Genomic DNA, 12,787 nt, shown 5'->3' with positions numbered 1-12,787 from the left:
GGTGGGCGCGTCCATAAATCCGACCTGCGCTATACCTGCGAACGACGGCGGCGGTAGGGCTTGAAGGTGGCGTATCGGCGTGGTGCCGCAGTCGGCCCTCGACCATCTCAGACACCCAATGGGCCCGCCGTTCTGAGCGGTGGTTGAGCGTTTGTCGCCAGGACGAATTCAGGCGTATCAAGACTATTCTTTCCAACCGGAGGCACGCATGGCCGACACCGATCAATCCGCGCTTCTGGCCATGACCACGGGCATCGTAGCTAACTTCGTGGCCAACAACCGGGTGACCCCTGATGAACTCCCCGGGTTGGTCACCATGGTGCATGGATCGCTCAACTGCCTGGGTGGTGATCCAGAGCCAGAGGAAGCGGACGCTCCGGCGCGACTGACGCCTGCCGCGATCCGGAAACTCATCCAACCGGATGGCGTCGTCAGCCTGATCGACGGACGGAAGTTCAAGTCGATGAAGCGACATCTCTCGCTCCAAGGCTTCACCCCGGAAAGCTATCGGGAGCATTTTTCCTTGCCGAAGGACTTCCCCATGGTGAGCCCCGAATATGCGGCGCAACGCTCGGCGTTGGCCAAGTCGATGGGCTTGGGAGTAGGCGGGCGTCAGCCGAAGAAAGCTGAGGTCGCGGCAAAACCGGCGCGGAAGGCCAATACCCCGAAGTCGTGACGACGGCTAAATCGCACTGGCTGCTGGAGGGGGCTTCGCGGTCTTCTCCGTCACGTTGACTGCGTTGGCGAACGTCCGTTTTTCGGCCTGATGTCAAAGACGCATGTCGACCCAAAGCGGCGGTTGGGAAGGTCTCCTTTCTGGTCAAGCTCTGCCTTGAAGCATTCCGCCGTCGTCAGATCTGCTCGATGTTCAACGTTTCTTGCCGCTCACGGTCACATGGAGCCATCTGCTGGTTTTCCTCTGGCTCCGCCGGCGTCGCGTCCAAGCGGCTTGGGGGTACTGGCAGTCCAACGGCAACTTGTCTCCACTTCAAGCGACAGGATCACGTTTCGCCAAGCCGCGGGGATGCCTCGACGGCGCTATTTCGCGTCCGCCGCCGCCGTCGCCGCCGTGAAGAACACGTGTTCGATCGATCGCGTCTCCGGCAGGATGTAGACGACCCCGACGGTGCCGTCGAAAGCGGGCTCCACGACGTTTTCAAAGAATGTCACCGGCACGTTGATGCAGCCGTACGAGATCCGGTTGTCGAGCGCGGTGGCGCTGGCCAGGCGTTGAAAACGCCGGTCGGACGCCCGGGCCGTGATCACCGGATGCAGCGAAAGCGCGGTGTCATAATCGATCCATAGAATACCCTTGCCGCCTAGATTCTCGCCCATCGACGCGATGAAGCGGCCGGCCGGCGTGATGCGATCCTCGGGGGCGATGCCGGACAGAGGGCTGTCGCCGATTCCGGGGGGCGAGACGTCGCCGGGCGACAGGCCAAGCAGGACCGGGGCGGTCCCGAGCAGAACCCCTTCGCGGTCGAACGCGAAGACCTGCGCATTGACCTTGTCGACGATCATGAAGGGCAGGCCCTGATTGTCAGCCGTCTCCAGGACCCAGGTCTTGACCTGGCTGGCGGCGGACGAAGCGGCGGCAGGCTCGTCCGTGGCATAGGCGCGCTCGGCGGCGAGGCAGGCCGGGGAGAAACCGAGCCCGAGCGCCAGCCCCGCCGCCGCGAAGCCGCGCCTGGTCCACGGAAACCGGGGAGCGGATTCCCGCCAGTGGGGCGTCGTGACGGCGATGGCCGTCCCAGGCGCGCGCGTCGGAAGCCCCATGATCAATGGCGATCCTGTTTGCGGGGATAGACCGGGACCGGCGGCGCGGGGACCGGGACCGGGGCGACCCGAAGCGGAGTCTCGGCCACGACCGGCGGAGACACGGGGGTCGCTTCATAGACCGGCATCCGCACGCCGCGATCGACCACCACCAGCGCCAGATCCGGCGTCGGCGTCACGGTCGGATAGGTCACCGTCGGAAATGGCAGCAGGGGTCGGCTGACCACGGGCGGGGTGACCGGAGGTGGCGGCGGCGGCGGTGGCGGCGGTGGCGGCGGTGGCGGCGGCGGTGGCGGCGGCGGCGGTGGCGGCGGTGGCGGCGGCGGTGGCGGCGGTGGCGGCGGCGGTGGCGGCGGTGGCGGCGGCGGAGGAGGTGGTGGCGGTGGCGGTGGCGGCGGAGGAGGAGGCGGGGGCGTAGGTGCAGGGGTGATCGTCCCGCGCGTTCGGAAGGTCGGGGCCCCGCAACAGAACCCGGCCAGGGCGTACTGGTCGGCGTTGGCGCCCGCGAGCGTGTAGCCACTGTAGGTGATCCCAACGTCGGAGCCGACGATCGCGGAATCGAAGGTGGCGCGGGCGCCTGGGCCACGGACCAAGGTCACGCCGGCGGGCAGGCCCGAAAGCGTCGTGGTCCTGAGACCCGAGAGCGTCGTTTCCGTCGTCCCGTCAAAGACCCGGCTGCCATCGGGAAACAACAGCATGCGCTGGGTCAGCGTCGCGCCCTCGGTCAGGGTGAAACGGTTCGAGTAGTCGGCCGGCTGGGCATAGGAGACGGGATTGTAGTTGATCGTTGCCGGGGCGTTGGTGACGGTGACGCGCGGCGCAAGCGGGCTGAAAATGATAGTGCCGCCGGCGACGCCGGGGCCCGTGCCGTCCGCGCCCGAGATGAGGGTCAGGCCGACGGGCAGGCCCAGGCTCTGGGCCGGAATGGTGCTGCCCCGCGTCAGGGTGACGGCCGCGTCGATGCGAATGTCGTGCCCGGCGCACAGGGCGATGTTGCCGTCCGTCGTGGTGATGGCGTGGAAGACGTTCACATTCTGGCCGGCGTTGAGCAGGACGCTGCCGTTCGTCGTGGTGATCGGCGCATTGACGTTTATGTCGCGACCGCAACAGGCCACGAGATTGCCGTTGGTGGCGGTGATCGCGGCGTTGATGTTGATGTCGCGGTTGGCGTTGAGCGTCAGGGTCGTCGGGCTGGACGACGCGGTCCAGCTGATGGCGTCATTGACGTGAATGTCGCCATTGCCCGGGAGATTGGCGCCCGGCCCGGTCATGGTGCTGATCACGACATTGGTGGTCACCAACTGGGCGGACAGGGTCGCTCCGGAGATATTGCCGCCGGCGCCGATGGTGAAGTCCGCCGGATCGATCAGCCAGGTGCCGGTGATGCCCCGTGGCGCTTCGGTGGTGATGCGAGCTCCGGACGCGATGTTCACGGTCCCGGCGGAAGTGTCGATGAACCCGCCGTCGCCCCCGTCGGGCGCGCTGGCGTCGAGGACGCCGCGCACACTGACCGTGCCGCTCGGCATGTCGCCCAGCAGGACGATCGTGCCTCGGCGATTGCCGATCGAGCGGGCCTGGATCACGCCGGTGTTGTTGACCGCGGTCCTGAGCAGCTCGCCCGCGCCCTGGGCGGTCATCAGTACCCGTCCGCCGTCGGCCTGCAACATGCCGCCGTTCTGGACCAGGGCGTTGGCCGCGCCCCTGTCGACGACCACATTCAGCAGGCCGTCGCCGGCCACGTCGAGGGTTACTGCTTCGCCCGAGACAAGGGCGATGGTGCCGAGGTTGGCCTGGATCAGGCCCTCGTTGCTGACGTTGGCCCCCAGCAGGGCGACATAGCCCCCGTCCGCGATGACCCTGCCCTGGTTCACCACGGAGCCGCCGCTGGAGCCCGAGAACCTGTAGTCACCGGCCATGAAGTCCGCGTCGGTCATATTCAGGGTGGAGGCCACGAGCCCGCCGACGTTGACCTGCGATCCCTGACCGAACAGGACGCCGTTGGGATTGATCAGGAACACCTGGCCGTTGGACGTCAGGCTGCCGAAGATCGCCGAGGCGTCAGGTCCGAGGACCCGGTTGAGCGCGACGGACCGGCTATTGGGCTGCACGAAGACGACGCTGCCGCCGCGACCGATCGAGAAGATCTGCCAGTTGATCGACGTGTTCTGGGTCGCCTGGTTGATGGTGACGTTGCCAGGCCCGGCTGTAATGGTCGCGCCACCACCCGTGACCGTCCCGCCGGTGGGAAGGGTCTGAGCCTCGGCCGCCGACCCGAAGGAAAGCGCCGCCGCCAGTCCAGCGGCGGCGAAGCCGACGAGGGATGTTGAGGCTGACAGGCCGCGCCTGCGAGCGGGCCGGCCGCGCGCCGCCGCCTCGCACGTGTCGCTCGCGCTCGGTTGATGGAGTCTGGTCATCAGAACGTCCTTGCCGGGAGGGGCGTGGAGGAAGAGTGGGTCGGGGCGGGCATCAGAACAGCTTGACGATCTGGAACCAGACGCGTCCGCCGTCGTCGGGTCCCAAGGTCGCGATCTGGTCGCCAAGCCGGTGGGCGTAGGTCACCCTGACAATGAGGTCGTCCGCGGCGGACCAGACCAGTCCAACGCCGGCGCCACTACGTCGGGCGCGATTGGCGCCGGCGAACCAGGGGTCGTGGGCGAAGTCGATCTCGCCCGCATCGACAAAGCCGATCAACTGGAACCGTCCCGGCAGCGACGCCGTCCACTGGTCCAGCGCGAGGCGCGCCTCAAGTGTCGCGACATAACCCTCGTCGCCATAAGCCTCGCCTTCGGGATAGGCGCGGACTGCATAGGCGCCGCCAAGCTCCATTTTCTCGGAGCTGTCGAGGTTGGCGGTGGCGACCTGTCCGCGCAGCGCGCCATAGACCGACAGCGGGCCGCTGACGGACTGCAGTCGGGAGACGGCGTACTGGAGTTTGCCGAACCCGCCCTGCGAGCGCGCGCTCATCGCATCGGCGGCGCGCTCAAGCGGGCTTTCGATGTCGAGGTCGCCGCTTGTCAACGAGACAGACCCGGTGTTCCAGCCGCCACCGCCGAATGAATCGTGGGAGTCGCCACGCAGGCCCGCGGTCAGCGAACGGATATCCTTGTCGGACACCTGGGAGACCAGGCCGATTTCATCGGTGAGGAATTTGGCGTCCGCACTGGCGAAGACATGGAGGTTGGCGTTGCGCGAGCGGATCACCGGGTAGCTGGCGTAGACGCTGACGATGTCGGCCGAGCCGCCGGCGTCCAGGACCGAGAACTCGCGCCCCAGATCATACTGCAGGTGCGTATAGGCGACCCCGAGCGTGACGGGGCCGATCGGCGCCTGGTAGGCGACCCGGCCGTAGGCGAGCCCCTCGGTGGAGGTTAGAAGACGCAGGCTGAGCAGATCGCCCAGACCGGTCGGATTGTTGAGGTTGATGGAGCCGCCGAACCGGTAGGCGCCGGTGTAGCGGTTGCCGGCGTTGTCGGCCTCGAGGCTGCCCGAGATCAGCGGCCCCGGCGTGAGGTCGACGCTCAGGTCCGAGGCGCCGACCTCGGCACTCGGAGACAGGGTCGAATGAACAATGACGCCCGGGATATCGGAAAGCAGCAGCAGCCTCCGCTCGAGCGGAGCGATGGCGACCGGATCGGCCGGGTCGAGACCGTCGAGGATCCGGCGGGCCACGCCGTCAGACAGTCGGGTCTGGTTACGCAGTTCGATCGCGCCAAAACGGCCTTCGATCACGGCGATGGTCACGCTCCCCTCAAGGACGTCCTGCGCCGGCAGATAGGCCTGGGCCAAAAGGTAGCCACGGCTGTTGTAGAAGCGTGTGATCGCCGCCGCGGCATTGCGCAGCTCGGAGAGGGTCAATTCACTTTCCGGCACGAAGCCGGTGGTCGCGACAAGCTCCGATTCGGAGAACAGGGTCGCACCCGTGATCCGCAGCGCATTGACCCGGATTTGAACCCCATCGGCCGCCGCATCCGACGCGACTTCCGGACGCTCGATGCGAATATCCGGAGCCATTCGGCCGGGGAGTGCGACGGGCGGGATCTGCTGCAGCTGGGTACCCGCGCCGGGCGGCTCCTGGGCAGCAGCGTTCTGGCTGACGGCCAGCAGCGCAGCCGCTATCAGGCTCGATCTCAACATAGCTACCTCGAAGTGCCGCCGCGGTGTCAGAGCGCAACGGCTCTCACGCAGCGGAGAGCACGCACGTAGGAAAGGCTTGAATGATCGATCTGGTCGGGACAATTCCCGGAAATTTCGTCCGAATTAGCGAACGGACCTCGAGCTACCACCAACAAAGACCCTGAGATTTCGAATATTAACAAGACAGAAAAATCAACGGTTTATTCGAAATCTCTATTCACAAACTATTCTGGCCTGTTTTTGTTCCGAACGGTCTGGAAGATTATTCAGCGGGAGCGTGTTCAAAGCTCTGACGAAGCCTGGCACAATGTCGCGTTTCCACCCCTAACGGCGGTTCGGAAGGTCTGCTGTCGGCCCTTGGGGTTCAAGGTCCGGTTTCGGGCCCGATGCCAATGTCGTGGTCCGACCCAAAGCGGACGTTTCGAAGGCCCGTACCGGGATGGTGCGCACGGTGACTAGGTCGCCGAAACCTGACGTGCAGTATAAACCGACCTAGACCTGCCTTCTGACCTGATCGTCGCCACGCGCTCCTCGTCCTCGAAGACATGGGCGGCGTAGCCGCTGGTGTGCTGGGCGAGCAGGCTCTCAGCCTCTGTCTTGGCGGCGTCCAGATCGTCAGCCATGAGCGGTTCCATGTGAGGAACCGACAGGATGACGGACTCGATGAAGCAGAAGTAGGTCATGACCCGAGCTCCGAGCGGCTAGAGTCCCGATTGTATAAAATGCTGACCTTACGTCAAGCGAAGCCGTTGGGGGGTGCGCTAGGTACCACTCGCCGCCCCTCCGAAGTCGGCTCGACCCTTAGCGACGGTCGGGGTCGTTTGGCGTGCAAGGAAACCGGAACCATAACGCCTTTAGCGATTTAGGTGCGCTACCGGACAAAGTTCGAGGTCGGGTGGGGGTCGTCCATTGAGTGAGCAATTTGTCTCCGCCCTTGTCGCTGAGGACGAGGTTCTGATTGCCTTATCCATCGAGACGGCGCTCGCTGACATTGGCTTCCAAGTTACTGTGACCCATACGGGAATTGAAGCGGTGTCTGTCTTGGAGTCGGAGGCGGTACATCAGCTACTCGTGACCGACATAAGGTTAGGCGCTGATCCCGAAGGATGGGCAGTGGCCGCCCGGGCGCGCGAACTACATCCGGAGATACAGGTCATTTATATCACCGGGGACAGTATGGATGACTGGCGCGCCAAGGGCGTCCCCGAAAGCGTTTTGCTCGCGAAGCCCTTCCTCCCCGCACAGATCGTTGCGGCGGCTCTCAGCCTCCTAAATCGGCCAGAGGCGCAAACGACTGCGGGCTAGGAGGTAAGGTCCGCTCCCCACCCGAAGGAGACCTTTGGTGGGTCCGCTTTCTGACGGACCCACCGTGGCCTAAAGATCGATCTGCTCGGAAATCTCGAGCGCGTCGTCGACCTCGATACCGAGGTATCTGACCGTGCTTTCCAGCTTGCCGTGACCCAGGAGCAGCTGGCAGGCGCGGAGGTTTCCTGTCTTCTTGTAGATCAACGCCACCTTGGTTCGTCTCAGACTGTGTGTGCCGTAGGCACTCGGGTTGAGGTCGATCATGCGAACCCAGCCGTCGACGATGCGTGCGTACTGACGCGTTCCGATGTGCCTGCCGGCATTGCTGCGGCTCGGGAACAACCAATCATCCGGCCGTCGGCCACGGAGGTCGAGCCATTGCGTCAGCGCTTCTCTCGCCGACTCTGTGATTTCGAACGGAACGGGTCGCCCGGTCTTCTGCTGAACGATGGTCGAGCGCTGACGAACAACGCCGCCGTGGGCGACATCGGCGAGCCGCAGCTTGACGAGGTCGCAGCCCCTGAGTTTTGCGTCCAGCGCCGTGTTGAACATCGCCAAATCCCGGACTGACCCGAGCGACTTCAAGTGTTGGCGGATCGCCCAGATATGCTTCGGCTTGAGAGGAGCTTTCGCTCCAGTCATGCGGCCAGCGTTCCAGGGTTTTCGAGGCATGCGAAAGAGATCGGGCTGGCCCATGGCCACCTCCCACGACAGAGGCCCCCCGCTATCCACAATACGCCTTGTGAGACGCGAATGCGCCAAAACCAAACATTGCCGTTACCGTCGCAAACCGGACACTCCAAGGGTCTGTTGAGGGTGGCAAGCGGTCATCTGCGAGCAATCGCAATAGATAGTTTTGGTCGCATCGACCTATGGCGACCACAGTCGACCGAAGTTGAGCCACCGACGAAAACGGCGGCTCCCTCCCAGGAGCCGCCGAACCATCAGGCGTGAGCAGGAATTTGGCTCCTGTTCCTCGTCGCCGTCTTCGCTTTAGTCTTCGTCCTCGATGTCGAAGTCGCCGCCTTCGCAGAGGTCAACGCCCATGACTTCTTCGGTGTCGCCATCCTCGTAGGTGGCCTGGACGTCCTGAACGCAGTCGTCGCCGACCTCAAAGGTCACTTCGACGCCGTCGCCCGGAGCGATTTCTTCGTCGAGCAGGTTGTCACCGAAATCATCGGAAGACTCGCCTGAGATGGCCAGGCCAACAATGGCCACTTCGCCGTCGTTGGTTACGGTCATCGTGGCCTGCGCCATGGCGCTGGTGCCGAACATGAGAGCGACGGCCGAAGCCGCCACGAAAAGATTGGTCTTCATTAGTGTAGTCTCCCAAGGCCGACGGGTTGCCAGCGCAGTCAGAAAAAAAACGAAGTCAAACAATTTCGTCGGCCGGACCATAGCGGCTTGCAGTGCTGCCGGTAAATGACGGCTCCTGACGATCCTCGCCCGGGTGACCCGGGTGTAAGGATCGGTCGAAGCCAAGCTGCCTGATCCGCAATCCGACGTTTTCCGCGTCCTCCGGAGAGCAGACCTGACCGATGTCGGTTCGGGGTGGATACTGTTGAAAAAGTCGGGCGACCGCGGAAACCGCGCAAACCGCGTGCTGGTCACGAAATTTCGCGCCAACGAAATCAATCGCTTAGTTTTTCGCAGCGGTGCCAGATCGGGCCAAAAAGGCCGATCACGGCAGGCTCTCGGACTTTTTCAACAGTATCGGTGGTGAGCGGACATCACGCCACCGGCACGATCAGATCTTGAGATTAGCCGGTTCCGGCCACAGTCGGCTTATGAAAACGTGCTGTCGCCCCTCCGATCTTGTGTGCTTTTTGTCGCCACGTCATCGTCCCTCCCAACACGGGGGTCGATGTGCGGGGGATTTTTGTGCGAATGATCGTCCGAGGTCTGCTGGCCTCTTCTATTTGCTTGTTTGCGACTTCCGCCAGCGCCGAGCCCATTGGTCCACTGGTGACTGCCGCCTTCAAAAGCGCTCACATCCCGGGCGGCGTAGTCGCACTGGTCAGCAGCTCTGGGCCCATCGAGGTCGCCACCTTCGGCGTATGCCCTGGAGGCACGCCGATCACGAGCGACCGGCCCTTCCTAATCGGATCCCTCAGCAAATCAGTGACCGCCGCCGTGGCGACCCGCCTTGCTTCGCAGGGCCGTCTGACCCTGGATGCACCCTTGCGAACGTTGGAACCGTCGTCCGGCGGCTCCGCTGCGACTACGGCGCGACAACTGCTGAACCAGACAAGCGGTTTCAGCCGCAGACAGGGGTTCTCGATCCCCTCGCCGGACACCGCGGGTTTCAGCAACCTCCAGCCCGTCGGAAGTCCGGGCGCTTACGCCTATTCCAACCTCAACTATGTCGTCTTGGGCCAAGAAATTGAGTCGCGATCCGGAGCGGCTTTCGAGGCTGTTGTCGCCCGTGAGGTCTTCGACCCACTCGCCATGTCTTCCACCGCAGCCATAGTGCCCGATCGATGCGGGCACCGCCTGTTCTTTGGGCTGGTGACGCCGTGGGCCGAGGAGCCCGTTCCTGGTCATCTCGCACCAGCGGGGTTCATCCGGGCCAGTGCCCCCGACGTCGGCAAGTTCATGACGGCCATTCTGGCGCAGACCCGTTCAGGCAAGGACGAGGGGTGGCCCTCCCTGAACCTCAATGACAACGACCCGGTTGCGTATCATCAAGGCTGGCGCACGGCGATGGATCAGGGCGAGCGCATCTGGTGGCATAGCGGCTCGACCGGTAGCTATCGCGCCACCATGGTTATGTTGCCATCACGCGACCGCGCCTTCGTCATTCTGACTAATCTCGGCGGCCATAATGTTGATGACCCGGTGGACGACCTTGGTCAGGCGCTCATCGCACACGTTCGAGGGCAGCCGTCTCAGCCTCCCGCGACACCGCTCGAACCCTGGGCGCGAATGGCGCTCCTGTTGGTCGTCGCGTGGTCGCTGATGGCGCTATTCTTTACGACAAGACGCTGGGTCAAACGCGACCGCGCTCTATCCGTCGGCACGGCGTCTATGGCCTTGGCCGCTGCGCCATGGATCGCTGCCGGCGTGCTGTCGGTGTTTGCTCTGCAACACTTCACCGGCTTGTCGCTCCTGGGCATTTGGCGGCTGGCCCCGGACATCGGTCTAACCGCTGCCGTGGTCCTCGCAACCGGCGCAGTGCGAAGTGTGATGAACCGCTCAGCCCCGAAAGCGTCCAAGTCCGAGAGGCCGTTCGCCCCCCAACAAACCTGACCGCCTTGGAGGCGCGGCCTGGCGCATCAAAACGGTGGCGACCCCTTATCGCGAGAGTCCGTTTCGGGTCCAGGCTGTGTAAAAACGCCGTTCTCTGGGTAGAATCGGCTGGTCAATGGAGGGCCGGTCATGGGGCGTTTCGTCGAGGGTGAAGACCGGCGGCAGTCGCTGTTGTTGCCGGAGTCGCTGGACGACTACGTGACCGAGGACAACCCGGTTCGGGTGGTCGAGGTGTTCATCGACGAGCTTGATCTGGGCGCGCTCGGCTTTGACGGCGTGAAGCCGGCGGCGACCGGCCGACCCGCGTATCACCCCTCGAGCCTGCTGAAGATCTATCTCTACGGCTATCTCAATCGCGTTCAGTCCAGCCGCCGCCTCGAGCGCGAAGCCCAGCGCAATATCGAGCTGATGTGGCTGACGGGACGCTTGGCGCCTGACTTCAAGACGATCGCCAACTTCCGCCGCGACAACGGCCCGGCCATCCGGGCGGTGTGCGCGCAGTTCGTGGGGTTATGCCGTCAGCTGAACCTGTTCACCCGCGCCGTCATCGCCATCGACGGCAGCAAGTTTAAAGCGGTCAACACCCGCGACAAGAACTTCACCGTGGCCAAGGTGGCCAGGCGCATCGAGCAGGTCGACGCCAATATCGTGCGCTACCTGGCCGCACTGGACCGCGCCGACCGCGAGGAGAGCGATGTGGCCGAGGCCAGGACCGCCCGCATCAAGGACAAGATCGCCGGGCTGCGCCGGCAGATGCAGGCTCTGCGGGAGATGGAGCAGACCGTTCAGGACGCGCCGGACCAGCAGGTCTCATTGACCGATCCCGACGCCCGCTCCATGGCCACCAGCGGGCGAGGGACCGGCGTAGTGGGCTACAATGTCCAGACGGCGGTGGACGCCGAGCATCACCTGATCGTGGCCCACGAGGTGACCAATCAGGGTCATGATCGCACCCAGCTGGCGCCCATGGCCCTCAAGGCCCGGCAGGCCACCGGCCTGGACGCGCTGACCGCCCTGGCCGACCGGGGCTACTTCAGCGGCGATCAGGTCCTGTCTTGCGAAGGGACAGGCATCGCGCCTCATGTGCCCGCCCCCTGACGTCGAGCGGGACAAAGCGCGGTTTCTTCACCCGGCAAGACTTCCTCTACGACGCCGAGCGCGACCACTACACCTGCCCCGCCGGGGCCGGGCTGACCAAGGCCAACCGCCGCGCCGATCACGCCGAGGACTTCGACTTCTATCGCCACCTGAGCGCCTGCCACACCTGCGCGCTCAGACCCCAATGCACCCCGACCAGGCTGCGACGGATCAAGCGCTGGGAGCATGAGGCCGTGCTTGAAAAGATGCAGGCGCGGCTCGACCACATGCCAGACGCCATGAAAATCCGACGACAGACCGTCGAGCATCCCTTCGGCACCCTCAAGGCCTGGATGGGAGCCACTCACTTCCTGACCAGGACCCTCGAAAAGGTCCGAACCGAGATGAGCCTTCACGTCCTGGCCTACAACATCAAGCGGATGATCAAGATCTTCGGGGTCATCCCCCTGATGCAGGCCATCCGGGCCTGATCGCGCCGCTCAATCAGCGCCTCATTCCTGCGGTCAGCCCTCTGTCTCGTTCGATGCCGAACACGTCGTCGCGCTGACCCTCGATCTCAAAACGCGTTTTTCCACGGCCTCGGTCGGAAGCGGACATTGGTCATCGAACGACGTGACGAAATGGACCTGTGTTGGCGGACGAGGGGTGAACACGTTAACCCGCGCCGATCACGGAGCGCCGAAGCGGCGAGCCATCAGGATTCGTCGCCTTGACCGCCGGCGCCATTTGCCTTTCTCTCGTCAACGCGAGCGGGGAAAACGTATGGTTGATCGACGCGGACTAGCGGGTTTGGCGCTGACGGTGTCTGGCCTCCTCGGCCCTGGCGAGACAGCGGCCTGGGAGCCGGGGGCTTGGGAGCCGGAGGCGACAGGGTTCGTGCCGCATGTCCGCCCAGACGGAACCACGGGCGGTCCGAGCCAAGGTACCGGGCCGGTGGCCGCAGGCGGAGCCGTCATCGCTTTGAGCGAACGTGCGTCGCCGACCCCGGCGCCCGTGCCTGCAACCAGGTTCTCTCCGCAGGCCACCCGACGCGCCGGTGCGGCGGCGGGGTCCAGCCTCGTCATCGGCCAAACAAGGCATGGAGAGTTGAGCGCGTCGGACCCCAGGCTAGAAGATGACAGCTTCTTTGACTGCTATGCGGTTCAGACCACCGAAGCGGCGGCGTATCGGGTCGTGATGCGGAGCCCGACCTTCGACACCTACCTCAGCATCGGCACCGGCGATT

Annotated in this window: 9 protein-coding genes and 1 pseudogene; 4 read left to right on the top strand and 6 right to left on the bottom strand. The window is 64.4% G+C overall.

The window, feature by feature from the left end; translation table 11 throughout:
* Positions 1–208: 208 nt before the first annotated feature.
* Positions 209–676: a MucR family transcriptional regulator gene (locus ACP7AB_RS03520; protein WP_425990466.1), complete on the top strand. Its 468-nt coding sequence runs from the start codon at positions 209–211 to the stop codon at positions 674–676.
* Between the two features lie 362 nt (positions 677–1,038).
* Here the strand turns inward: ACP7AB_RS03520 and ACP7AB_RS03515 are convergent, their stop codons facing one another.
* The 4 genes from ACP7AB_RS03515 to ACP7AB_RS03500 form a co-directional block, all read right to left on the bottom strand.
* A complete protein-coding gene (locus ACP7AB_RS03515; RefSeq protein ID WP_425990469.1) occupies positions 1,039–1,776 on the bottom strand; it encodes a L,D-transpeptidase in 738 nt (245 codons plus the stop codon).
* A gap of 2 nt (positions 1,777–1,778) precedes the next feature.
* Entirely contained in the window at positions 1,779–4,190 is a 2,412-nt protein-coding gene (locus ACP7AB_RS03510; RefSeq protein ID WP_425990471.1) for a filamentous hemagglutinin N-terminal domain-containing protein, read from the bottom strand.
* A gap of 52 nt (positions 4,191–4,242) precedes the next feature.
* On the bottom strand, positions 4,243–5,910 hold the full coding sequence (locus tag ACP7AB_RS03505) for a ShlB/FhaC/HecB family hemolysin secretion/activation protein (protein ID WP_425990473.1): 1,668 nt from the start codon (positions 5,908–5,910) through the stop codon (positions 4,243–4,245).
* A gap of 455 nt (positions 5,911–6,365) precedes the next feature.
* A complete protein-coding gene (locus tag ACP7AB_RS03500) occupies positions 6,366–6,593 on the bottom strand; it encodes a hypothetical protein (protein ID WP_425990475.1) in 228 nt (75 codons plus the stop codon).
* Positions 6,594–6,819: 226 nt separating this feature from the next.
* On the opposite strand from ACP7AB_RS03500, the gene ACP7AB_RS03495 reads away from it, so the two are divergent.
* On the top strand, positions 6,820–7,215 hold the full coding sequence (locus ACP7AB_RS03495) for a response regulator (RefSeq protein WP_425990477.1): 396 nt from the start codon (positions 6,820–6,822) through the stop codon (positions 7,213–7,215).
* 69 nt (positions 7,216–7,284) lie between these two features.
* On the opposite strand, the gene ACP7AB_RS03490 is transcribed toward ACP7AB_RS03495, so the two are convergent.
* Together ACP7AB_RS03490 and ACP7AB_RS03485 are read right to left on the bottom strand one after the other, a co-directional pair.
* Positions 7,285–7,911 (bottom strand): tyrosine-type recombinase/integrase, encoded by a 627-nt coding sequence (locus tag ACP7AB_RS03490; protein ID WP_425990479.1) that lies wholly within the window; start codon positions 7,909–7,911, stop codon positions 7,285–7,287.
* 297 nt (positions 7,912–8,208) lie between these two features.
* Positions 8,209–8,532: a hypothetical protein gene (locus tag ACP7AB_RS03485; RefSeq protein WP_425990481.1), complete on the bottom strand. Its 324-nt coding sequence runs from the start codon at positions 8,530–8,532 to the stop codon at positions 8,209–8,211.
* 570 nt (positions 8,533–9,102) lie between these two features.
* Here ACP7AB_RS03485 and ACP7AB_RS03480 point away from each other — a divergent pair.
* Together ACP7AB_RS03480 and ACP7AB_RS03475 are read left to right on the top strand one after the other, a co-directional pair.
* Positions 9,103–10,464 (top strand): serine hydrolase domain-containing protein, encoded by a 1,362-nt coding sequence (locus ACP7AB_RS03480; RefSeq protein ID WP_425990495.1) that lies wholly within the window; start codon positions 9,103–9,105, stop codon positions 10,462–10,464.
* Positions 10,465–10,593: 129 nt separating this feature from the next.
* Positions 10,594–12,032 (top strand): annotated as a pseudogene (locus ACP7AB_RS03475) (IS1182 family transposase).
* The last annotated feature ends 755 nt before the right edge of the window (positions 12,033–12,787 follow it).

The sequence above is a fragment of the Brevundimonas sp. TWP3-1-2b1 genome, from assembly GCF_049896165.1.
GTDB classification, from domain to species: domain Bacteria; phylum Pseudomonadota; class Alphaproteobacteria; order Caulobacterales; family Caulobacteraceae; genus Brevundimonas; species Brevundimonas subvibrioides_B.
The sequence above is the reverse complement of the archived record's forward strand: the minus strand, read 5'-3'. Positions and strand labels throughout refer to the sequence as shown.

Excerpts from the sequence above, each read along its gene's own strand:
- ACP7AB_RS03520 (WP_425990466.1), top strand. The coding sequence starts at position 209 with ATGGCCGACACCGATCAATCCGCGCTTCTGGCCATGACCACGGGCATC.
- ACP7AB_RS03515 (WP_425990469.1), bottom strand. The coding sequence starts at position 1,776 with ATGGGGCTTCCGACGCGCGCGCCTGGGACGGCCATCGCCGTCACGACG.
- ACP7AB_RS03510 (WP_425990471.1), bottom strand. The coding sequence starts at position 4,190 with ATGACCAGACTCCATCAACCGAGCGCGAGCGACACGTGCGAGGCGGCG.
- ACP7AB_RS03505 (WP_425990473.1), bottom strand. The coding sequence starts at position 5,910 with ATGTTGAGATCGAGCCTGATAGCGGCTGCGCTGCTGGCCGTCAGCCAG.
- ACP7AB_RS03500 (WP_425990475.1), bottom strand. The coding sequence starts at position 6,593 with ATGACCTACTTCTGCTTCATCGAGTCCGTCATCCTGTCGGTTCCTCAC.
- ACP7AB_RS03490 (WP_425990479.1), bottom strand. The coding sequence starts at position 7,911 with ATGGGCCAGCCCGATCTCTTTCGCATGCCTCGAAAACCCTGGAACGCT.
- ACP7AB_RS03485 (WP_425990481.1), bottom strand. The coding sequence starts at position 8,532 with ATGAAGACCAATCTTTTCGTGGCGGCTTCGGCCGTCGCTCTCATGTTC.
- ACP7AB_RS03480 (WP_425990495.1), top strand. The coding sequence starts at position 9,103 with ATGATCGTCCGAGGTCTGCTGGCCTCTTCTATTTGCTTGTTTGCGACT.